Annotated in this window: 27 protein-coding genes and 2 tRNA genes; 23 read left to right on the forward strand and 6 right to left on the reverse strand. The window is 68.5% G+C overall.

The window, feature by feature from the left end:
* Positions 1-91: 91 nt before the first annotated feature.
* Positions 92-316, reverse strand: coding sequence for a hypothetical protein (locus JRZ79_RS17530; RefSeq protein ID WP_231546357.1), 225 nt, complete (start codon positions 314-316; stop codon positions 92-94).
* Complete coding sequence (locus JRZ79_RS17535; RefSeq protein ID WP_010902811.1) at positions 313-1344, reverse strand: Mrp/NBP35 family ATP-binding protein; 1032 nt, start codon at positions 1342-1344, stop codon at positions 313-315. Before JRZ79_RS17535 ends, JRZ79_RS17530 begins: the two co-directional genes overlap by 4 nt.
* A gap of 231 nt (positions 1345-1575) precedes the next feature.
* On the opposite strand from JRZ79_RS17535, the gene JRZ79_RS17540 reads away from it, so the two are divergent.
* The 13 genes from JRZ79_RS17540 to rpsB all read left to right on the forward strand — a co-directional run bounded on the left by JRZ79_RS17540 (position 1576) and on the right by rpsB (position 7620).
* Positions 1576-1658: transfer RNA gene (locus JRZ79_RS17540), tRNA-Ser, on the forward strand.
* Between the two features lie 21 nt (positions 1659-1679).
* Complete coding sequence (locus JRZ79_RS17545; RefSeq protein ID WP_010902812.1) at positions 1680-2195, forward strand: 30S ribosomal protein S13; 516 nt, start codon at positions 1680-1682, stop codon at positions 2193-2195.
* Complete coding sequence (locus JRZ79_RS17550; RefSeq protein ID WP_205251781.1) at positions 2195-2707, forward strand: 30S ribosomal protein S4; 513 nt, start codon at positions 2195-2197, stop codon at positions 2705-2707. Before JRZ79_RS17545 ends, JRZ79_RS17550 begins: the two co-directional genes overlap by 1 nt.
* Positions 2708-2713: 6 nt before the next feature.
* A complete protein-coding gene (locus JRZ79_RS17555; protein ID WP_010902814.1) occupies positions 2714-3097 on the forward strand; it encodes a 30S ribosomal protein S11 in 384 nt (127 codons plus the stop codon).
* A 3-nt stretch (positions 3098-3100) separates the two neighbouring features.
* Positions 3101-3847 (forward strand): DNA-directed RNA polymerase subunit D, encoded by a 747-nt coding sequence (locus JRZ79_RS17560; RefSeq protein WP_010902815.1) that lies wholly within the window; start codon positions 3101-3103, stop codon positions 3845-3847.
* 130 nt (positions 3848-3977) lie between these two features.
* Positions 3978-4062: transfer RNA gene (locus tag JRZ79_RS17565), tRNA-Leu, on the forward strand.
* Positions 4063-4098: 36 nt separating this feature from the next.
* Positions 4099-4452, forward strand: coding sequence for a 50S ribosomal protein L18e (locus tag JRZ79_RS17570; protein ID WP_010902816.1), 354 nt, complete (start codon positions 4099-4101; stop codon positions 4450-4452).
* Positions 4449-4886, forward strand: a complete 438-nt coding sequence (locus tag JRZ79_RS17575; protein ID WP_010902817.1) for a 50S ribosomal protein L13 — start codon at positions 4449-4451, stop codon at positions 4884-4886. The genes JRZ79_RS17570 and JRZ79_RS17575 overlap by 4 nt, the downstream gene beginning before the upstream one ends.
* Positions 4880-5278 (forward strand): 30S ribosomal protein S9, encoded by a 399-nt coding sequence (locus JRZ79_RS17580; RefSeq protein WP_010902818.1) that lies wholly within the window; start codon positions 4880-4882, stop codon positions 5276-5278. The genes JRZ79_RS17575 and JRZ79_RS17580 overlap by 7 nt, the downstream gene beginning before the upstream one ends.
* A gap of 12 nt (positions 5279-5290) precedes the next feature.
* Positions 5291-5491, forward strand: coding sequence for a DNA-directed RNA polymerase subunit N (locus JRZ79_RS17585; protein ID WP_010902819.1), 201 nt, complete (start codon positions 5291-5293; stop codon positions 5489-5491).
* Positions 5492-5493: 2 nt separating this feature from the next.
* A complete protein-coding gene (locus tag JRZ79_RS17590) occupies positions 5494-5676 on the forward strand; it encodes a DNA-directed RNA polymerase subunit K (protein WP_010902820.1) in 183 nt (60 codons plus the stop codon).
* 1 nt (position 5677) lies between these two features.
* Positions 5678-6874, forward strand: a complete 1197-nt coding sequence (locus JRZ79_RS17595) for a phosphopyruvate hydratase (protein WP_205251782.1) — start codon at positions 5678-5680, stop codon at positions 6872-6874.
* On the forward strand, positions 6871-7620 hold the full coding sequence (gene rpsB / locus JRZ79_RS17600) for a 30S ribosomal protein S2 (RefSeq protein ID WP_010902822.1): 750 nt from the start codon (positions 6871-6873) through the stop codon (positions 7618-7620). The genes JRZ79_RS17595 and rpsB overlap by 4 nt, the downstream gene beginning before the upstream one ends.
* Before the next feature lie 66 nt (positions 7621-7686).
* On the opposite strand, the gene JRZ79_RS17605 is transcribed toward rpsB, so the two are convergent.
* Positions 7687-8502: a VOC family protein gene (locus JRZ79_RS17605; protein WP_231546358.1), complete on the reverse strand. Its 816-nt coding sequence runs from the start codon at positions 8500-8502 to the stop codon at positions 7687-7689.
* A 112-nt stretch (positions 8503-8614) separates the two neighbouring features.
* Here JRZ79_RS17605 and mvk point away from each other — a divergent pair, with 112 nt between their 5' ends.
* From mvk to JRZ79_RS17635, 6 genes are all read left to right on the forward strand, one after another.
* Positions 8615-9607 carry a mevalonate kinase gene (mvk, locus tag JRZ79_RS17610; RefSeq protein ID WP_010902824.1) on the forward strand — a complete coding sequence of 331 codons (993 nt, stop codon included), beginning with the start codon at positions 8615-8617 and terminating at the stop codon, positions 9605-9607.
* A complete protein-coding gene (locus JRZ79_RS17615) occupies positions 9604-10341 on the forward strand; it encodes an isopentenyl phosphate kinase (protein ID WP_205251783.1) in 738 nt (245 codons plus the stop codon). Before mvk ends, JRZ79_RS17615 begins: the two co-directional genes overlap by 4 nt.
* Positions 10342-10559: 218 nt before the next feature.
* The gene (locus tag JRZ79_RS17620; RefSeq protein WP_010902826.1) at positions 10560-11906 is read left to right on the forward strand and encodes a ribonuclease J; all 1347 of its coding nucleotides are present in this window, start codon (positions 10560-10562) and stop codon (positions 11904-11906) included.
* On the forward strand, positions 11906-12949 hold the full coding sequence (locus tag JRZ79_RS17625) for a polyprenyl synthetase family protein (protein WP_010902827.1): 1044 nt from the start codon (positions 11906-11908) through the stop codon (positions 12947-12949). Before JRZ79_RS17620 ends, JRZ79_RS17625 begins: the two co-directional genes overlap by 1 nt.
* 78 nt (positions 12950-13027) lie before the next feature.
* The gene (locus tag JRZ79_RS17630; protein ID WP_205252677.1) at positions 13028-13249 is read left to right on the forward strand and encodes a hypothetical protein; all 222 of its coding nucleotides are present in this window, start codon (positions 13028-13030) and stop codon (positions 13247-13249) included.
* Between the two features lie 115 nt (positions 13250-13364).
* Complete coding sequence (locus tag JRZ79_RS17635; RefSeq protein WP_205252678.1) at positions 13365-15125, forward strand: glutamate--tRNA ligase; 1761 nt, start codon at positions 13365-13367, stop codon at positions 15123-15125.
* A 13-nt stretch (positions 15126-15138) separates the two neighbouring features.
* On the opposite strand, the gene JRZ79_RS17640 is transcribed toward JRZ79_RS17635, so the two are convergent.
* The gene (locus JRZ79_RS17640) at positions 15139-15612 is read right to left on the reverse strand and encodes a DUF456 domain-containing protein (RefSeq protein ID WP_010902830.1); all 474 of its coding nucleotides are present in this window, start codon (positions 15610-15612) and stop codon (positions 15139-15141) included.
* A 25-nt stretch (positions 15613-15637) separates the two neighbouring features.
* Positions 15638-17869: a tRNA(Met) cytidine acetyltransferase TmcA gene (tmcA, locus tag JRZ79_RS17645; RefSeq protein ID WP_205252679.1), complete on the reverse strand. Its 2232-nt coding sequence runs from the start codon at positions 17867-17869 to the stop codon at positions 15638-15640.
* A 202-nt stretch (positions 17870-18071) separates the two neighbouring features.
* Here tmcA and rpl7ae point away from each other — a divergent pair, with 202 nt between their 5' ends.
* Genes rpl7ae through ndk form a run of 4 tightly spaced genes read left to right on the forward strand, consistent with a single transcriptional unit; the run spans position 18072 to position 19335 of the window.
* Positions 18072-18434: a 50S ribosomal protein L7Ae gene (rpl7ae, locus tag JRZ79_RS17650; RefSeq protein WP_010902832.1), complete on the forward strand. Its 363-nt coding sequence runs from the start codon at positions 18072-18074 to the stop codon at positions 18432-18434.
* A 6-nt stretch (positions 18435-18440) separates the two neighbouring features.
* Positions 18441-18665, forward strand: a complete 225-nt coding sequence (locus tag JRZ79_RS17655; protein ID WP_010902833.1) for a 30S ribosomal protein S28e — start codon at positions 18441-18443, stop codon at positions 18663-18665.
* Positions 18665-18853 (forward strand): 50S ribosomal protein L24e, encoded by a 189-nt coding sequence (locus JRZ79_RS17660; RefSeq protein ID WP_010902834.1) that lies wholly within the window; start codon positions 18665-18667, stop codon positions 18851-18853. Before JRZ79_RS17655 ends, JRZ79_RS17660 begins: the two co-directional genes overlap by 1 nt.
* Positions 18850-19335, forward strand: a complete 486-nt coding sequence (gene ndk, locus JRZ79_RS17665; protein WP_205252680.1) for a nucleoside-diphosphate kinase — start codon at positions 18850-18852, stop codon at positions 19333-19335. The genes JRZ79_RS17660 and ndk overlap by 4 nt, the downstream gene beginning before the upstream one ends.
* A 45-nt stretch (positions 19336-19380) precedes the next feature.
* Here ndk and JRZ79_RS17670 read toward each other — a convergent pair whose 3' ends face one another.
* On the reverse strand, positions 19381-20328 hold the full coding sequence (locus JRZ79_RS17670) for a 5-methyltetrahydropteroyltriglutamate--homocysteine methyltransferase (protein WP_205252681.1): 948 nt from the start codon (positions 20326-20328) through the stop codon (positions 19381-19383).
* Positions 20329-20346 lie beyond the last annotated feature (18 nt).

The raw sequence follows: 20346 nt of genomic DNA on the forward strand, positions 1-20346 counted from the left end.
GCCACTAAATCGTTTGCCATCCATTATCACAGAAAAATGATGAAAGACCGCCCGAGGGCGCCCGCAGGGACGCGACCACACCCCCGCGGCGTTATCGGTCGATGCCGCCCTGCTCGGAGATCTGGAGGATGTTTCGCATGTTGAGATATACGTGTTGGGCGTCCACGTCAGCGTCGTCATCGTAGATGTCACTGACTCGATGAACGAGCGCGGCGATGCGCTCGGCTTCCGTCGACTGGTTGCCGTCCTCGTCGCGCAGGTCGTCGGCGACGCTGCGGAGCACGGCGCGCTTCTCGGCGTCGTCGGGATCGGTCATTCGCCAACCCCCCGTCGCTGCACGAGCCCGAGCATGTCCGCGGTCTCCGCGGCGAACGTGCGGAACGACGCTCCCGTCTCGTTGTCGGGGTCGAGTGCAACGGGTTGGCCGTTGTCGCCGCCAGCGCGCACGCTGGGGTCGAGCGGGATCGACCCCAAGAACGGGAGTTCGTTGGCGGTGGCGAACTCCTCGCCGCCGCCCGCGCCGAAGATGTCGTGGGTCCCGCCGCAGTCGGGGCAGACGAACGACGACATGTTCTCGACGACGCCCAACACAGTGGTGTCGTGGCGGCCGAACATGCGCAGTCCCTTCCGGGCGTCGTCGACGGCCACGTCCTCGGGCGTGGTGACGACGACCGAGCCGGTCAGCGGCAGCGTCTGTAACAGCGTGAGCTGGGTGTCCCCGGTTCCCGGCGGGAGATCGACGACGAGGTAGTCCAGATACCCCCACTCGACATCCTCGATGAGCTGCGTGAGAACCTTATGGACCATGGGGCCGCGCCAGATCACGGGGTCGTCCTCGCCCACCATGAACGCCATGCTCATGAGCTTCATGCCGTGTTTCTCCGGGGGCACGATGGTCTCGGTTTCGGTGGCCTGTGGGTGGTCGTCGGCGTCGACCATACGGGGCACGTTGGGGCCGTAGATGTCAGCGTCGAAGAGGCCGACGCGGGCACCGCGATCGGACAGCGCCGCGGCGAGGTTGACCGCGACCGTGGACTTGCCGACCCCACCTTTGCCGGAGGCGACCGCAACGACGTTCTTGACGCCGGGGAGCACCTCGGTCTCGGAGCGGTCGGGGATCGCCGCGGTGAGATCCGTTTCCAGCCCCTCGGCCTCAAGTGTTTCTCGCACGTGTGCGGCGATCTCGGTCTCGGCGGGGGAGTACGGGGCCCCGAGCGCCAGCGAGATGGTGACGGTGCCGTCGTCGACCGAGAGATCGTTGACCAGCCCCAGGGAGACGATGTCGTCGCCGAGCGCCGGGTCCGTGACAGACGCAAGCAGCTCCATGACGTCGTCGTCGTTCATGCATCGGCGTAGGGGTGGGGCGTCCGATAAGGGTTGTGTCAGCGACGATCCCGGACGATCACCGGCGGCGTGCTGTCGGCACACACGGCCCGCATGAGTGGGAGACACGCACCCACGATCACGGATCGGCGCTTCGTAGTGTTTAAGTGGTGTGGCCGATTGTCCACGAGTGCAGTCACTGTAGGGGCCCAGGCCCCGAGTCCGAGAGGGCGAAGATACACTCGAAAGCCTGTCGTGGTAGCCTAGCCTGGTCAAGGCGCAGGGTTGCTAACTCTGTGGCGTAAGCCTCCGGGGTTCAAATCCCCGCCACGACGCCTTTCACAGACAACCCAATCATGAGTTCGGAAGAACAAGAAGACGTGGACGAAGACATTCAGTACTTCGTCCGCATTGGCCAGACAGACCTCGACGGGACGAAGACCGTCGAGCGTGCTCTCGCGGAGCTCGGCGGCGTTGGTCGCCGAGTCGCGCGAATCGTCGCCGACGAAGCCGGCGTCGATCGAACCGCGACCATGGGCGGCCTCGAAGACGACGCCATCGAGAGCGTCACCGACGCCGTCGATAGCTTCACCGAGCACGCCCCGGCGTGGCTGGCGAACCGCCAGAACGACTTCTACACTGGCGAGAACCAGCACATCACGGGTACCGACGTGGAGCTCACCCGCGATCAGGACATCAACCGCATGCGGATGATCCGCTCGTATAAGGGCATCCGTCACGAGCGCGGACAGAAAGTCCGCGGTCAGCGCACGAAGTCCACCGGTCGTACCGAGGGCACCATCGGCGTCAACGTCGAGGCGATCAAGGAAGAACAGGCAGAAGACGACGCAGCCGACGGAGGTGAGGAGTAATGGCGCTGCCCGGCGAGAACACCAAGTTCTACGAGACACCGAATCACCCCTACCAGGGCGAGCGCATCGCCGAGGAATCCGACCTCCTCTCGCGCTACGGTCTGAAGAACAAAGAAGAGCTGTGGCGGGCACAGTCCGAGCTGCGCGACTACCGCCGCGAGGCGCGGCGACTCCTCGGACAGACCGGAACGGTCTCCGGCGAGGAGTTCGTCGCCCGCCTGCAGCGCATCGGCGTCCTCTCCGAGGAGGAGCGATTGGACGACGTGCTGTCGCTCGAAGTGACGGACGTCCTCGAGCGCCGCCTCCAGACGGTCGTCTACCGCGAGGGACTGGCGAACACGATGGGGCAGGCCCGTCAGTTCGTCTCCCACGGCCACGTGACCGTCGACGGCAGCCGCGTCACGGAGCCGTCGTACACGGTCCCGGTCAGCGAGGAGAACACCCTCGCGTTCGACGAAACGAGCGACCTCACCGACGAACTGCACCCGGCTCGCGCCGGTGCTCAGGAGTGATAACGTATGGCTGACGACACCAAATGGGGCATCGCGCACGTTCACGCCTCGTTCAACAACACCATCATGACCGTCACGGACCAGACGGGCGCCGAAACGCTCGCGAAGTCCAGTGGTGGCTCGGTGGTCAAGCAGAACCGGGACGAGGCGTCGCCGTACGCCGCGATGCAGATGGCAGAACAGCTCGCCGAGGAAGTACTCGATCAGGGCATCGAGAAGGTCCACGTCCGGGTCCGCGGTCCGGGCGGGAACCTCCAGCGAAGCCCGGGACCGGGCGCGCAGGCAGCGATCCGCGCGCTCGCCCGCGCCGGCCTCGAAATCGGTCGCATCGAGGACGTCACGCCCATCCCCCACGACGGGACGCGACCGCCGAAGAACAGCGGGTACTAGATCATGAGTAGCCAGGACTTCGACGTCGAATTCGTCGACCGCGACGACCGGGAAGCCCGGTTTGTCGTTCGGAACATCACGCCCGCGTTCGCGAACGGCATTCGCCGCGCCATCCTCGTGGACGTGCCGACGTTGTCCATCGACACGGTGCGGTTCGTGGAGAACTCCAGTGTGATGTTCGACGAGCAACTCGGCCTGCGGCTCGGGCTCGTGCCACTGACGACACCCGAGGATTACGCGGCGGGCGAAGCGGTTACGCTCGCCCTCGACGTCGAGGGTCCGGGCACCGCGTACTCCGGCGACCTCGTGAGCAACGACCCCGAGGTCGAGGCGGCCGACGAAAACATCCCGATCATCGAGCTGAAAGACGACCAGCGCCTCGAGCTCGAGGCGGATGCCGTGATGGGGCATGGCCGCGACCACGCCAAACACCAGGGCGGGGTGGCGGTGGGCTACCGACACCTGCAGCGCGTACACGTGGTCGGTGACAGCCCAGAGTACGCGGACGACGACCCCCAGATGCTTCGAGGCGTCATCGAGGAGGACGACGAACTAGTGCCGACTGACGACTTCGACAACGACCTGACCACCCGGTATCCCGGCAAAGAGGTCGAAATCGAGGACGTCGACGGTGCGTTCGTGTTCCACGTCGAATCGGACGGCTCGATGCCCGTTGAAGAGCTGGTGCTGCGTGCGGTCGACACCCTGGTTGATCGCGCGGACGAACTCGAACAGGCAGTTCAACTGTAATCAATAATGCGTGTCTCCCCCCTCAACACCGTGCCGGCGTCCGTTCCTGCCCCGGGAGCGACGGGTCCGGCAATCGTAATCGGTAAGAAGGGGCGGGGGCTACAGAGAAGTGTAAGGTCGACGCGACCGAGCAGGGATAGCCAAGTTTGGCCAAAGGCGCAGCGTTCAGGGCGCTGTCCCGTAGGGGTTCGCAGGTTCAAATCCTGCTCCCTGCATTCGACTTCTCACCAGAATTTCCGAGAGTTAGGAGCATGAGCAAGACAAGCCCGAGACTCAGCAGTCTCATCGCCGAACTGAAATCCGTCGCCCGCGATTCGGGTGCGGATGTCTGGCATGACGTGGCCGACCGGCTGGAGAAGCCGCGATCCACGCACGCCGAGGTGAACCTGAGTCGTATCGAACGGTACGCAAGTGAAGACGAGACGGTCATCGTCCCCGGGAAGGTCCTGGGGTCCGGCGCGCTCCGAAAATCCGTCACCGTCGCTGCCGTGGATTTCTCCAGCAGCGCGGCGACGAAGATCGAGCACGCCGACGGTGAGGCCGTCCACTTGGAACAGGCAGTTGAACAGAACCCAGACGGAACCGATGTGCGGGTGATTCGATGAGTCTCGCAGAATTCGACGCCGACGTCGTCGTGGACGCGCGCGACTGCATCATGGGTCGCGTCGCGAGCAACGTCGCCGAGCGCGCGCTCGCCGGCGACCGGGTTGCCGTCGTGAACGCCGAGCAGGCGGTCATCACGGGAACGGAGGACGACGTGTTCTCCACGTACCGCACGCGCGCCAACCTGGGGTCCGACCGCGGACCGTACTACCCGAAGCGCCCCGACGGCATCTTCAAGCGTGCCATCCGCGGCATGCTGCCGTACAAGCAGGACGACGGTCGGGAGGCGCTCGACAGCGTCCGCGTGTACGTCGGGAACCCGATGGACGAGGACGGCGACGTGCTTGACGGCACGTCGCTGGACCGACTGTCAACAATCCGCTTCGTCACCCTCAGCGAAGTGTCCGAGGAACTGGGGGCGAACGTCACATGGTAACCAATACGTCAGGCAAGAAGAAGACGGCTGTCGCTCGCGCAACCGTGAGCGACGGAGAGGGTCGCGTGCGAATCAACTCCCAGCCCGTCGAACTCGTCGAGCCGGAGATGGCACGCCTGAAGATGCTGGAGCCGTTCCGCATCTCGGGCAGCGACCTCCGCGGGGACGTCGACATCGACATCGACGTCGCCGGTGGCGGGTTCGCGGGGCAGGCGGACGCGGTGCGGACCGCCATCGCGCGCGGGCTCGTCGAGCATTACGGCGACGCCGAACTCCGTGACGCGTTCCGCGAGTTCGACCGCAGCCTCCTGGTGAACGACGTGCGCCAGCGCGAGTCCAAGAAGTGGGGCGGTCCCGGGGCTCGGGCGCGCTACCAGAAGTCCTACCGCTGAGGTGACCAGAGCATGATGGTACCAGTCCGGTGTTTCAGTTGCGGTACTGTCGTCGGCGAACACTGGGAAGCGTTCAAGGCGCGTGCCGAAACCCACGACGGCGACGAGGACCCGGCCGACGTGCTGGATGACCTCGGCGTCGACCGGCACTGCTGTCGCCGGATGCTGATCGCCCACCAGGACCTCGTCGACGTGGTCTCCCCATACCAGTAATAATGAGCGACTCACAGCATTTCAGCCGGTACGAGAAAGCCCGCATCATCGGGGCGCGAGCCCTGCAGGTGGCGTACGGCGCGCCCGTGCTGGTTGACACCGATCAGACGGAGCCGATCCTCATCGCGGCCGAGGAGTACGACGCGGACGCGCTTCCGTTCACTGTTCGGCGGGAGGGGACCTGAGATGACGCGCATCGAGGCTGTCCGATACCGTCCGATCCTGGATTCACGCGGGAACAAGACCGTCGAGGCGGAGGTGACCACCGACGACGGTGGGTTCGGTCGTGCGGCCGCGCCGTCGGGCGCAAGCACCGGCGAGCACGAGGCCGTCGAGCTTCCCGTCGGGGAGGCGATCGCGGCCGGCCGCGAGCGTATCGCGCCCCGATTGGAGGGGCGTGAGTTCGCGGGCGATCAGCGCGGCGTCGACGCGGCGCTGCACGCCGCCGACGACACCACTGACTTCTCGGCGGTCGGCGCGAACGTCGCCGTTGCGACCAGCATGGCTGCTGCGAAGGCAGCGGCGGACGTCCTCGGTGTGCACACCTACCAGCATTTGGGTGGGGCGCTTCGCGGCCGGAACTTCCCGGTTCCGTTGGGGAACGTCCTCGGCGGCGGCGCGCATGCCGCGGACGCGACCGCGATCCAGGAGTTCCTGGTCGCGGCGACCGGCGCGCCGAGCGTTCGGCAGGCCGTGTTCGCGAACGCGGCCGTCCATCAGCGCGTCAAAGACCGCCTGGACGCCGACGGTGTGCCGGCGGCGAAAGGCGACGAGGGCGCGTGGGCGCCGTCGATCGACGACGCAACCGCCTTCGACGTGGTGGCAGGTGCCGCCGCGGAGGTCGCCGATGAGTTCGGGTTCGATGTCCGGTTGGGCCTTGATCTCGCGGCCGCCGAGCGATACGACGGAGACGAGTACGTGTTCGGTGACGACCGCCGGTCGACGGCGGCACAGATCGAATACGTCGCAGGACTGGTTTCCGAGTACGACCTCGCGTACGTCGAGGACCCCCTCGACGAGAACGACTTCGAGGCGTTCGCGGAGCTCACCGATCGCGTGGGCGACGAGACGCTCGTGTGTGGTGACGACCTGTTCGTGACGAACACCGAGCGCCTGCAGCGCGGCATCGACGCGGGGGCTGCCAACAGCATCCTCGTGAAGCCCAATCAGATCGGGACGCTGACCGACGCCGTCGACGCAATCGAGCTCGCCACGCGCAACGGGTACGACGCGGTCGTATCCCACCGCAGCGGCGAGACCGAGGACACGACCATCGCACACCTCGCCGTTGCAACCGACGCGCCGTTCATCAAGACCGGCGCGGTCGGCGGCGAGCGAACCGCCAAGCTAAACGAACTCATCCGCATCGCGGACGAAGCATGAGCGAGAACGAATCCGACACCGAGGCCGAACTCGAGGAGAACGCCCCCGACGAAGCGGCGGCAGACGCCGAGAGCACGGCCCAGACAGACGAACAGACCCCCGATACCGAGGCCGACGAGCCTGCGCCGGAGTCCACGGCGACCGAGGACGTGATGTCCGATGAGGAGGCCGACCTCCTGATCCCCGTCGAGGACTACCTGGGCGCTGGCGTTCACATCGGGACCCAGCAGAAGACCAACGACATGGACCGGTTCATCCACCGGGTCCGAACCGACGGCCTGTACGTCCTTGACGTGTCGCGGACCGACGACCGCGTTCGGACGGCGGCGGACTTCCTGGCGAACTACGACCCCGAGCAGATCCTGGTGACGTCGAGTCGCCAGTACGGGCGGTTCCCCGCGGAGAAGTTCGCGGAGGCCGTCGGTGCGCGCGCCCGCACCGGGCGCTTCATCCCGGGGACGCTGACGAACCCCGACTACGACGGCTACATCGAGCCGGACGTCCTCGTGGTCACCGACCCGATCGGTGACTCGCAGGCCGTCAAAGAAGCGATCACGGTCGGCATTCCCGTGATCGCGATGTGCGACTCCAACAACCAGACCGGGAACGTGGACCTGGTCGTGCCGACGAACAACAAGGGCCGCCGCGCGCTGTCCGTGGTGTACTGGCTGCTCGCCAACGAGACGCTCGATCGGCGCGGTGCGGAGCCGACCTACGGCCTCGACGACTTCGAGGACGGCCTGTAAGCGCGCTCACCCACGGGGTGACTTTTCTGCGAGCCGCGGTGGAGCTGTCAGTAGCGCGAGCGCTGGTTATCGGGAGATGACGCCGAGGTAGCCGTCGAACCCCTCGATCATGCGGACGCGGCGACCGAACCACTCGCGGCCGCCGTCGAGGGGATGGCGGTGGCGGGCGTCGTCGACGTCGGCGGTGAGGAAGACAGCGGATGGAACCGGTCCGTAGGTGTCAACGCGGTCGGCAGCCCAGCCCGTGGTTGGTTCGGCGAGGATGACGTCCTGGCCGGGGAACGACACGAGTTCGCCGAAGTCGTCGTCGTAGTCGTGGTCCGGCGTGGGGAGGCGATAGAGTTGCGTGAAACAGTCGATGGCGTCGCTGAGATCCGGGACTGCGAGCACGATGCAGTCGACGCCGGAGATGGGCGCGCCGAAGTTCGTGGCGTCGGGAACGCGGTACTCGCGTGGGGTGCGGTCGGTGATGAGGAATGGGAGCAGGTGGTGGTCGCGGGGCCCCAGGGCGGCGGCGTCCCATTCGACGGTGACGCCGTCGGGGCGGTCGCGGAACCCGCGACGCGGCCCGTGGACTTCGACGTCGTGGTCGATGGCGCGCTGGCATTCGCCGTGGACGCTGCCGGTTTCGACACACCAGCCACTGGGGCCGGCGATCGGGTCGGCGTTGGCGAAGAACTCGCGCCACCAGCCGGGGTCCTCGCGGGCCGGGGCGACGAGTTGGAGATACGAGCCGTCCGGGAAGACCAGCATCGACATCTCCGTGCCCACGCCGGGGTGTTCGCCGCCGTATTCGGGATCGAAGCCCGCAGTTTCGAACCGCTCGACGAGCACATCCAGCGACGCACCCGCGAACGGGACGTGGTCGATGACCGGACGCATGTCCCCGCGTAGACGGTAAGCAGTCATAAGCCTGCGGCTAACCGCCCCACGTCGGGGTGGTCGCTCGGCGGCGTTCCGGAAGCCCTGTAATCACCCGGTGCACACGCAGGGTATGACCACGACTTCGAGTGCGCCGGGGAAGGTCTACCTGTTCGGCGAGCACGCCGTCGTGTACGGGGAGCCGGCGGTTCCGTGCGCGATCGAGCGCCGCGCACACGTGACGGTCTCCGAGCGCGAGGACAGCCGCCTTCGGGTGTGTTCGGGCGATCTGTCCATCGACGGGTTCACCGTGGAGTACAGCGGCGACCGCGACGCCGGCGGCACGCCGGACGTGGACGTGCCCGCGCCGATCGTTGACGCGGCGATGGGGTACGTCGACGCCGCCGTCGAGCAGGCGCGGGCGGCCGCGGACGCGCCGACGGCCGGCTTCGACGTGACCATCGACAGCGAGATCCCCCTGGGGGCGGGGCTCGGGTCGTCGGCCGCAGTGGTCGTGGCCGGGATCGACGCGGCAACCCGAGAGCTCGGCGTGGAACTGGACGCCCGCGAGGTCGCCGACCGGGCGTACCAGGTCGAGCACACCGTCCAGGACGGCGAGGCGTCGCGCGCGGACACCTTCTGTTCGGCGATGGGCGGGGTAGTGCGCGTGTCCGGCGACGACTGCACCACGCTTGACGCGCCGGCGTTGCCGTTCGTGATCGGCTACGACGGCACCAGCCACGACACGGGCGAACTCGTGGCGGGGGTGCGCGCGCTCCGCGAGGAGTTCGGGTTCGTCGCGGACACGGTCACCGCGATCGGCGACCTCGTGCGCCGTGGGGAGGCGGCGCTGGCGGACGGCGACGTGGCGACACTGGGGCGGTTGATGGATATCAACCACGGGCTGCTGTCCGGACTCGGCGTCTCCGGTCGCACACTGGATGCGATGGTGTGGGCGGCCAGGGACGGCGGCGCCGACGGGGCGAAGCTCACGGGCGCCGGCGGCGGCGGGTCGATCGTTGCCCTCGACGCGGGCAGCGGTGCTGAAACGGCGCTGTCGCTGACGCCGGACTGCGAGGCGGCGTTTCGCGCGGACCTCGCGCGGGAGGGCGTGCGCGTCGAATGACCGTCGTTGTCAAGCTCGGCGGGAGCGTGATCACGGAGAAAGACCAGCCCGAGACGGTCGCCGACGATCGGCTTGCGGGGCTTGCGGGCGCGCTGGCGGACGGCGACATCGACGACCTCGTGGTGGTGCACGGTGCGGGCAGCTTCGGGCATCCGCGCGCGGCCGCACACGACGTGTCGGCCACCGATGGCGTCCAGGATGCGGCCGCGATCCGCGACATTGCGGGGACGATGGAGGCGTTGAACACGGCGGTCGTCGGGGCGCTGGCGGACGCCGGCGTGGCGGCCGTTCCCGTGCACCCGGCGTCAGTCGCGCACCGGACCACTGACGGCGCGCTGGAGTTTCCGACGGGGGCGATCGAGACGCTCCTGGACGACGGGTTCGTGCCGGTGTTGCACGGGGACATCATCTCGCACGCCGGCGCGGGCGCGACCATCCTCAGCGGGGACGAGATCGTGACCCATCTCGCGCGGGCGGTCGACGCCGACCGCGTCGGACTGTGCTCGACGGTGCCCGGCGTCCTCGACGACGACGGCACGGTGATCCCGTCGATCACGGCGTTCAGCGATGCGGCCGGCGCGCTCGGAGGCAGCGACGCCACCGACGTGACGGGCGGCATGGCGGGGAAGGTGCGGGCGCTGCTCGCGTTGGGGTCGCCGGCGTACGTCTTCGGGCCGGCGGGCATGGAGGCGTTCGTTGCCGGCGACGACGTGGGAACGCGGATCAACGGCTAGGCGGCAGACACAAGCGTTCCACGGGCGGTAACGCCGTCTCCTGGGGTCGGCGGACAATCCCCGTTGTTTTTAACAGCGTGGAGCGTAACCCGCCACAAGCAAGACGTCGCGGGCGGGCATGCTGTGGCAGCCGACGGCTGCAAGACGCCGCGGGTGGACGCAGCCAGTGCGCGACTGTTTCGAGACACGCGAAACGCGGGTTTCAGTGCTTCAGAACCATGGAAATCGAAATTGCAACAATCGGCGGCTACGAGGAAGTCGGGCGGCAGATGACTGCCGTGCGCGCGGGCGACGACATCGTGATCTTCGACATGGGCCTCAACCTCTCGAAGGTCCTGGTTCACGACAACGTCGAGACAGAGAAGATGCACAGCCTCGACCTGATCGACATGGGCGCGATCCCGGACGACCGCGTCATGTCCGATCTCGAAGGCGACGTGAAGGCGATCGTGCCGACACACGGCCACCTCGACCACATCGGGGCGATCTCGAAGCTCGCACACCGCTACGACGCGCCCATCGTGGGCAGCCCGTTCACGATCGAGCTCGTGAAAGGCGAGATCGAGAGCGAGCAGAAGTTCGGCGTCGAGAACGACCTCGTGAAGATGGAGGCCGGCGGCACGATGGAGATCGGCGACCGCTGCGAGCTCGAGTTCGTGCACGTCACACACTCCATCATCGACGCGATCAACCCCGTGCTCCACACGCCGGAGGGCGCAGTCGTCTACGGCCTGGACAAGCGCATGGACCACGATCCGGTCCTGGAGGACCCGATCGACATGGAGCGGTTCCGCGAGATCGGCCGCGAGGGCGAGGGCGTCCTCTGTTACATCGAGGACTGCACGAACGCCGGCAAGAAGGGGCGGACGCCATCCGAGAGCACGGCCCGTCGCCACCTCAAAGACGTACTGACCAGCGTCGCGGACTACGACGGCGGGATCGTCGCTACGACGTTCTCCAGTCACATCTCGCGGGTGTCCTCGCTGGTGGAGTTCGCGAAGGAGATCGGCCGCGAGCCGATCCTGTTGGGGCGCTCGATGGAGCGGTACTCGGGCACCGCCGAGCGCATGGGCCGCGTGAACTTCCCCGACGACCTCGGGATGTTCGGCCACCGGAAGTCCGTTGATCGCGCGTTCAAGCGCGTCATGAACGAGGGCAAGGAGAACTTCCTCCCGATCGTCACCGGCCACCAGGGCGAGCCACAGGCGATGCTGACTCGCATGGGGCGCGGCGAGACGCCGTACGACATCGAGGACGGTGACAAGATCATCTTCTCGGCGAGCGTCATCCCCGAGCCGACGAACAAGGGCCAGCGCTACCAAAGCGAGCAGCTGCTGCGCATGCAGGGCGCGCGCATCTACGACGACATCCACGTCTCGGGCCACCTCCGCGAGGAGGGGCACTACCAGATGCTGGACGCGTTGCAGCCCCAGCACCTGATCCCGGCCCACCAGGACATGAAGGGGATGGCACCGTACGCGAAGCTCGCGAAGAGTCAGGGGTACAAGATCGGCCGCGACCTGCACATGACAGAGAACGGCAACACCATCCAGCTCGTCGAGTAATGTCCCAGGAAGCGCGCGAACGGGCAGTGCTCGCGGCGGTCCGTGAGCGCCGCCAGCAGGTCAACGACGCGATCGACGACGACCTCCCGGTTGCGGAGCCCGAACGCCTCTACGAGGCGTCCCGGTATATCCTCGAAGCCGGCGGGAAGCGGCTGCGGCCGGCGGTCCTGTTGTTGACCGCGGAGGCGCTCGCCGACACGAGCGACACGCCCCCCTACCGGGAGTTCCCGGACTGCATCGGCGGCCACGTCGACGTGATGTCGGCGGCGGTCTCGATCGAGGTGATCCAGTCGTTCACGCTCATCCACGACGACATCATGGACGACGACGACCTGCGCCGAGGGTCGCCGGCTGTCCACCGTGAGTACGACACCGAGACCGCGATTCTCGCCGGGGACACGCTGTACTCGAAGGCGTTCGAGATCATGCTGGAGACCGGCGCACCGCCCGAGCGTGGGCTTCGCGCGATGCGGACGCTGGCGGAGACGTGCACCCACATCTGTGAGGGGCAGGCGATGGACATCGACTTCGAGACTCGGGGTGACGTGGTCACCGATGAGTACTTGGAGATGGTGGAGCTGAAGACCGCCGTCCTGTACGCGGCCGCCGCGACCCTGCCGGGGTTGTTGCTCTCCGCCGACGAGGAGACGGTTGAGGCGCTGTACAACTACGGGCTGCGCGTCGGGCAGGCCTTCCAGATTCAGGACGACGTGTTGGACCTCACGGTGCCGTCGGCGGAACTCGGCAAGCAACGCGGGTCCGACCTGGTTGAGGACAAGACGACGATCATCACGCTGCACGCCGCCGAGCACGGCGTCGACGTCGATGGGCTGCTCGACGCCGAGGACCCGGCGGATGTCACCGAGGCGGCGGTGCAAGCGGCCGTCCAAGCGCTCCAGGACGCCGGGAGCATCCAGTACGCGAGCGATCTCGCCGAGGACCTCGTCGAAGAGGGGAAAGCCCACCTCGAGGTGCTCCCCGAGAACGAGGCCCGCCACCGGCTGGAGCAGATCGCGGACTACCTCATCGAGCGCGGGTACTAGACCATCCGTCGCAGGGTCGCCGCGGGCAGCGGTGGCCGACCCGCAGCAGTTATTACGCTATCGAGAGCAGCGGCGCACATGATGGACGAGTTCAATGAATTCCTGAAGCAACGGCCGTACCTCGGTGGGGTCGTCTTCGTCGGCATGGTTCTGGGCGCGGCGCTAGCGTGGGCGGTGCTCCAGCAGCCGGCCGAGTCAGTGCCGGACGCCGTCAGTGACCCCGGTCTCTGGGTCGTACTTCCGGTGCTCGCGCCGCTACTGTACGTGGCGTACGTCGCGACGGCGAGACAGAACCAGTAGCCGGCACCGGTAAGTGTGGGCGGTACCGCCGGGAAACACCGCCTCGTGTCGACACCGCGGTTTCGATGCAGGCGAATCCAGCGGGATTTTCACCCCGCAGCGTGGAGTCGGTGGTATGGACGACGAACTCCGCGAGCGGGTCCGCCGGGCGGCAGAGCGGGCCGCGCTGTTCAACGCGCTGAAACACGGCAGCGACGCACAGGTCGGAGCCATCATGGGACCGATGATGGGCGAGCACCCCGATTTCAGAGCGCACGGCGACGAGATTCCCGGCGTCATCGCGCCCGTCATCGAGGACGTCAACGGGATGAGCGACGACGAGCAGCGCGAGCGCCTCGCGGAACTTGCCCCCGAGGACGTCGAGGAGCTGGACAGCGAAGACGAGAGCGACGACCACGCACTGCCGGCCCTGCCGAACGCCGAGGCGTACGACGAGGTGCGGATGCGGTGTGCGCCGAACCCCAACGGCCCGTGGCACGTCGGCCACGCCCGGATGCCGTCGGTCATCGGGACGTACAAGCAGCGATACGACGGCTCGTTCGTCGTTCGGTTCGACGACACGGACCCCGAGACGAAGCGCCCGGACCTCGACGCGTACGACCAGATCCTCGACGACCTTTCGTATCTCGGGTTCGAGGCCGACGAGGTGCTGACGGCCAGCGACCGCGTGGAGACGTACTACGAGCACGCCCGCCGGCTCATCGGCATGGGCGGCGCGTACACGTGTAGCTGCCCTGGCGCGGAGTTCTCCGATCTGAAAAACAGCGGTGAGGCGTGTCCCCACCGGGACAAAGACCCCGAAACCGTCGCCGACGAGTTCGAGGCGATGGTCGACGGCGAGTACAACTCCGGGGAGATGGTGTTGCGCGTGAAAACCGACATCACGCACAAGAACCCCGCGCTCCGGGACTGGGTTGCGTTCCGCATGGTCGACACCCCCCATCCCCGGGACGCGGCCAGCGAGTACCGCTGCTGGCCGATGCTGGACTTCCAGTCGGGCGTTGACGACCACCGCACGGGCGTCACGCACATCATTCGCGGCATCGACCTCCAGGACTCCGCGAAGCGCCAGCGGTTCCTCTACGAGTATTTCGGCTGGGAGTACCCCGAGGTCGTGCACTGGGGGCACGTGCAGTTGGACGCCTACGACGTGGCGATGTCCACATCGACGATCAAAGAGCGCATCGCCGCGGGCGAGCTTGAGGGGTGGGATGACCCGCGCGCGCCGACCATGCAGAGCATCCGCCGGCGGGGCATCCGCGGGGCGGCCGTCGTGGACGCGATGGTGGAGTTGGGCACGTCGTCGTCGGACGTCGAGTTGGCGATGTCGGCGGTGTACGCGAACAACCGTGATCTCGTGGACGACACGGCCCCCCGGCAGTTCTTGGTTCGTGACGGCTTCGAGGCGCGCGGCGAGGGACCCGAGGAGTCACACGAGGCTGTCGAGGTCCCGGTCGACGACGGGCCGGACGAGGCGACACCACAGGTCCACCCCGAGCACCCCGACCGGGGTGACCGCGAGATCCCCGTCGGGGAGCGCGTGCTCGTGGAGGCCACCGATCTGCCCGCGGCCGGCGACCGCGTCTGGCTGAAGGGCTACGGGCCGGTGCGATACGACGGCGAGCGCTTCGCGTTCCTCGACGCCGACATCGACATCGTGCGCGAGGAGGGCGTCGACGTGGTGCAGTGGGTGCCCGCCGAGCACAACGTTGACGTCCGGCTGCGGACCATGGACGGCGACGTGACGGGGTACGCCGAGCCCGGGTTCGCGGATCGAGACGCCGACGAGATCGTGCAGTTCGTGCGCGTCGGGTTCGCGCGCGTCGACGCCCACCGCGACGGCGGGGCGTCGGTCGCGTACTTCACGCATCCCTGACCGTCCGCGGCTGTCAGGCGAACTGCACCCAGGCGACGGCGACCAGCACGACCACCGTCAACACCACCTGCATGGCGGCCGACCCGATGACACCGACGGTCGCGTAGCCGGCGCGCCGCGCGCTCGCCGCGATGTCCATGCTGTCCCGGACGTCGACGACGAACACGACGCCGGCCACGCCGGCTAGCAGCCCCACCGGCCCGGAGACGAGCATCGCGGCGAATCCGACGCCGCCCGCCAACACCGCGGTCCGGGTGTCGACGCCGCTGGCGCGCGCGCCGATGACGCCCGCCAGCCAGTCAACGAGCATCGCAAGCGTCGCCAGGCCGGCGAGGGCACCCACCACGAGCACACTCGGTCGCCCGGTCTGCGTCCAGTACAGTCCCACCCCGACGAGCGACAGCAGCCCGCTGGGGAGCAGCGGCACCAGGCTGCCGGCGACTCCGAGCACGAGCGCGGCGAACGCTGCGGCGACGAGCGCGTCCATACGCCCGTGGGGGCGGCTGTCGGCTTCAGTCTTCGGTGAACCGCGCGACTTCCGCGCGGGCGGCCGCGGTGCCGTGGGCCGCCACGAGCGCCTGGAGCGCGTCGCCCAGCGCGCGCATCGCCTGGCTCGCGGAGTGATAGCCGAGGTCGTCGGCGAGGCCGTCCCACGGCCGGGCTTGTAGGAGCGCGCCGACGAGGAGGCGCTGCTCGTCGGGCGAAAGCAGGTCGGCGTCGCCGGCGACGAGGTGGTGGACTGCGAGCCGGCGGAACGGCCGGGGGTCGACGCTGTACATCCCGGGGCCGTGGGCGGCACCGGCGACGGTGCGCCAGTCGCGCTCGCTGAGGGCGAGGCTGGGGGTGGTGTCACAGGCCCGCAGCGCGCCGCGGGCAACGTCCGCGTCGAGGTCGCGAAGCGCGTCCGAGAGCACGCCGCCGATGCGGTCGGCGAACCAGCCGGCGTGGCGGTCGTGGAGCGCGCGGCCGGCGTCGGAGAGCGCGTCGAGCATGATCGCGGAGTACTCGCCGCTGGTGTCGTTGCGCGTCGTGGAGAGGTGGACCGTGCTGTAGCCGTTGGCCGCCCAGAACGACAGCAACGCCGGCGTCGCGCCGTAGCCGACGCCGAGCCAGTCGGCGTGGCCGTCGAACTCCGCCCGGAGTTCGCCAAGCAGCCGCGATCCGAGACCCCGGGAGCGCACTGCGGGGTGGGTTGCGATGCGCAGCACGCGGTAGCCGACCGTGGTGGCGGCCGCTTCGTCGCGGAGTTGGCTGGTGAGCACGTCCGGGATCATGTTTCCCTTCACGCGCTGCCCGTCGTACATGGCGGCCCGGCGGTCGTCGGCGAGGCCGCCCTCGCGGGCGAGCAGCGCCACCGACGCGACGTGCCCGTCCGCGACCAGCGCGCGCATCGTGAGGTTCGGGGCGTCCAGCAGGCGCGCCAGGTCGTTGGGCTCGGTCCGGTAGTGCGCGGAGACGAGCAGCCCGAAGGCCTCCCGGAGCAGGTGCTCGTCGGCCTCCAGGTCGGCCCCCGAGAGCGCGACGTACGCGGCGGTGTCGGGGGTGGCGTCCGCGACCAGTGGCTCGACAGCGGGCCGCGCGCCGAGCAGGAGCGCGCGGAACGCCCACGGTTCGATGGGGTCAGTGCCGGCGTACCGGATGGGGTCGGTCAGCGACGTTTCGTGGACCGTCTGCGTGGCGTCCGCGAGACGGTCCCGGAACCGCACGTCGAAGCCGCGGCCCGCACCCTCGTAGCCGTGGACGGTGGTGGTGAACGCCAGCCGCTGGCAGTCCAGCAGCGATTCCAGCAGGCGCACGGGGATGGCGGCGGCCTCGTCGGCGAAGACGGCGTCCGGGTCGCCCGGGAGGTCGGCGGCCGCCGGCGGCTTCGAGAACCGGATGCGGCCGCCGGCGGCGGTTTCGACGGTGTCGCCGTCGCTGGCGAGCGCGCCGAGGTCGGCAAGCAGCGCGCCGGCGCGAGCGAACAGCTCGGTGGTGTTCCGCCGGCGGGGCGCTGTCACGAGCACGTCGTGGCCCTCGGCGGCGAGACACGCCGCGGCGAGGCCGGCCACGCTCGATTTGCCGCGGCCGCGGTCGGCGTCCGCGACGACGGCGTGGCCGGGGTCGCGGAGCGCGGCGAACGACGCGAGTGCGGCGGCCTGGTCGGGGGTCACACACGCATCGATGGCGGCCGCCGGGACGTCCGCCGTCGGTTGTGGGTCCGGGTCGGGGTCCGGGAGCCGGGGGGCGGGCCGAGTGCGGCCGTCGTCGCTGAGGGTGTCGGTGTCCACGTCGTAGATCGCGATCCCGGGGTGTGCGCGCATCGTGTCGGCGAGCCGGCGGCGGAACCGGCCGGTGACGTCGGCGGCGTCGAACGGCGGGACGGCCAATCCCGCGGCGAACGCGCCGTCGCGGGTCGGCCACTCGGCCAGCGGGGGCGCGAGCACAACCAGCAGGCCGCCGCCGTCGACAGCACCGACGACGCGCCCGAGCGCGTTCGGCCGGCAGTCCTCGTGGAGGTCGATGACGACGGCGCGCTGGGTGGTGCCAAGCAGGCGGTCGGCGTTCCGCGTGGGCACGTGCTCGCAGGCGAGCGCGTCCTGGGTGGCGACGAGCGTGGTTTCGGACAGCGGGATGGGGAGGCCGTCGAGGAGCGTGTCGGCGGTCCGAACGCCCGCGGCACGGTCGCCGGCGAGCACGAGCATGCGGCGTTCGTTGGCACGCTCGGCTTCCGCCAGCAGGGCGCGCGCGGACGAGAGGTGCATGCGCCGGCGGTTGGGCGACCACGCCAAAGGGCGTTTCGTCCGCGGCTGTGCAGCCGTGGCACGGCCGCCCGGCATTGAAAGCGCTTTTACGGGCGGGCGACCCACTGTTGGGATACAGCCTGCGGGGGTCGATGATGCTTGCGGCCGCAAGGTCTTTACTCGGCCAAGAGCGCAAGCCCGTCCGCGGGATAGGTGAACACAAATGCCAGTATACGTAGACTACGACGTTCCAGCAGACCTCCAGGAGCGAGCCCTCGAATCCCTTGAGGTCGCTCGCGACACCGGCAGCGTGAAGAAAGGTACCAACGAGACGACGAAAGCGATCGAGCGCGGCAACGCCGACATCGTGTTCGTCGCCGAGGACGTCTCCCCCGAGGAGATCGTCATGCACCTCCCGGAGCTCGCCGCAGAGAAAGGCATCGAGGTCGTCTTCGTGGAGACACAGGACGAACTCGGGAACGCCGCCGGCCTCGAAGTTGGCTCCGCGGCCGCCGCCGTCGTCGCCGCCGGCGACGCCGAAGACGAAATCGAGGACATCTCGACGAAAGTCGAGGACCTCCAATAACCAGCCATGAGCGCAGAGGAATCCGAAGAGGGCGCCACGCCCGCCGAGGTCATCGAGGTCGTCGGAAAGACCGGGATGCACGGCGAGGCGATGCAGGTGAAGTGTCGCATCCAGGAGGGTGGCAACCAGGGCCGCATCATCACGCGGAACGTCCTGGGCCCCGTCCGAGTTGGTGACGTCATCCAGCTCAAGGAAACGGCCCGCGAAGCGGACTCCATCGGTGGTCAGTAATGGTCCAGACTCGAAGCTGTGACTACTGTGGCGACGACATCGAACCCGGGACGGGAACGATGTTCGTCCACAACGACGGTAGCACCGTGCACTTCTGTTCGGCGAAGTGCGAGAAGAACGCCGACCTCGGCCGGGAGCCACGCGACGTCGAGTGGACCGACGAGGAGGAAGTCGAGGAGACGCAATGACCGATCACGACGAGCGCACGTTCGTGATGGTCAAGCCCGACGGCGTCCAGCGCGGGCTCATCGGCGACATCGTCACCCGACTGGAAACGAAGGGGCTGAAGATGGTGGGCGGGAAGTTCATGTGGATCGACGAGGAGCTCGCCCACGAGCATTACGCCGAACACGAGGACAAGCCGTTCTTCGACGGCCTGGTGTCGTTCATCACGTCCGGGCCCGTGTTCGCGATGGTGTGGGAGGGCGCTGACGCCACCCGCCAGGTCCGCCAGCTGATGGGGGCCACGGACGCCCAGGACGCCGCGCCGGGCACGATCCGCGGCGACTACGGCAACGACCTCGGGCACAACCTCATCCACGGCAGCGACCACGAGGACGAGGGCGCAAACGAGCGCGAGATCGCGTTGTTCTTCGACGACGACGAGCTCGTGGACTGGGACCGCGATGCGTCGGCGTGGGTCTACGAGGACCTCGCAGACCACGACTGACGCGGCGCTGGTCCGGCGTTTTCTTGCTAGTGCTCAGGCGCGCAGTCACGACTGTGGCGTGGTGGCCGCGCCGAGCGCGCGCAGTTGTGCCACGAGTCGTGACTGGGGGAGCGTTGCCAACACCGAGTCAGTGGTGGTGTAGACGGTCGCGAAGTCGTTGGGGGTGCGGTCGTCGAACCAGTCGACGCGCTCGCGCAGCGTCGCCGGCGCATCGACGGCGGGGGTTCGGGCGTTGGCGACGCCGAGCGCGATGCTGTCGGCGGTGCCGTACTCGCCGACGAGGTAGGCGGCGTCCTCGTGGTTGGCGATCAGGTCGTAGCCCACCGCGTCGATGGCGGCGTCGAGCAGGTGCGCGTGGACTTTCTCGTCGAGCGCCCCGCCGTACGTGTGCACCACCACGTCGGCGTCGGTGACGGCGGCCGCGACGGTGTCGATGGCGTCGCTGGCGCGCTCGTCTGCGCCGTCGCCGGGCGGGGCCGCAATCAGGGACGGCTCCAGGACGAAGACGGTCGCGACGGCGTCGGGGAGGGCAGCGAGTTCGTCCGCGAGGAACGCAGCGATGGCCGCCTGGAACGCGACGGGGTCGCCGTAGTGGTCGTCGGTGGCGAGCGTCGACAGCGTGTACGGGCCGGGCACGACAGCCTGGAGGCTGGCAGTACGGTCGGCCACAGCCGCCAGGTCAGCCCCGAGGCCGCCGTCGAAGGTGAGCGGCCCGGCGACCACGGGGCGGCGATAGACACCGCGAGCAACCGCCGTCGAGTGCGCCAGCGGCCCGCGAGCGACGTTGTCGTGGGCGACGAGCGGGTGCACGATGCCGTCCCACCAGCCCGCCTGCCCCTCGACGACCCGATCCAGGTCGGCGTCGCGTTGGGCCGCGAGGTGCGCGTCGCGGACGGCGCTGTCGGCGGCAACAACGGGCGTGGGCCCACCACCCCCGTCGTCGGGAGCGACCGGACTCGGGAGCAGTCCTGGCGTGGTGGCGATCCGAGACATGGGCTCCGGTTGTGGCCC

It is taken from the genome of Halobacterium sp. BOL4-2 (assembly GCF_016917835.2).
Classification (GTDB): domain Archaea; phylum Halobacteriota; class Halobacteria; order Halobacteriales; family Halobacteriaceae; genus Halobacterium; species Halobacterium salinarum.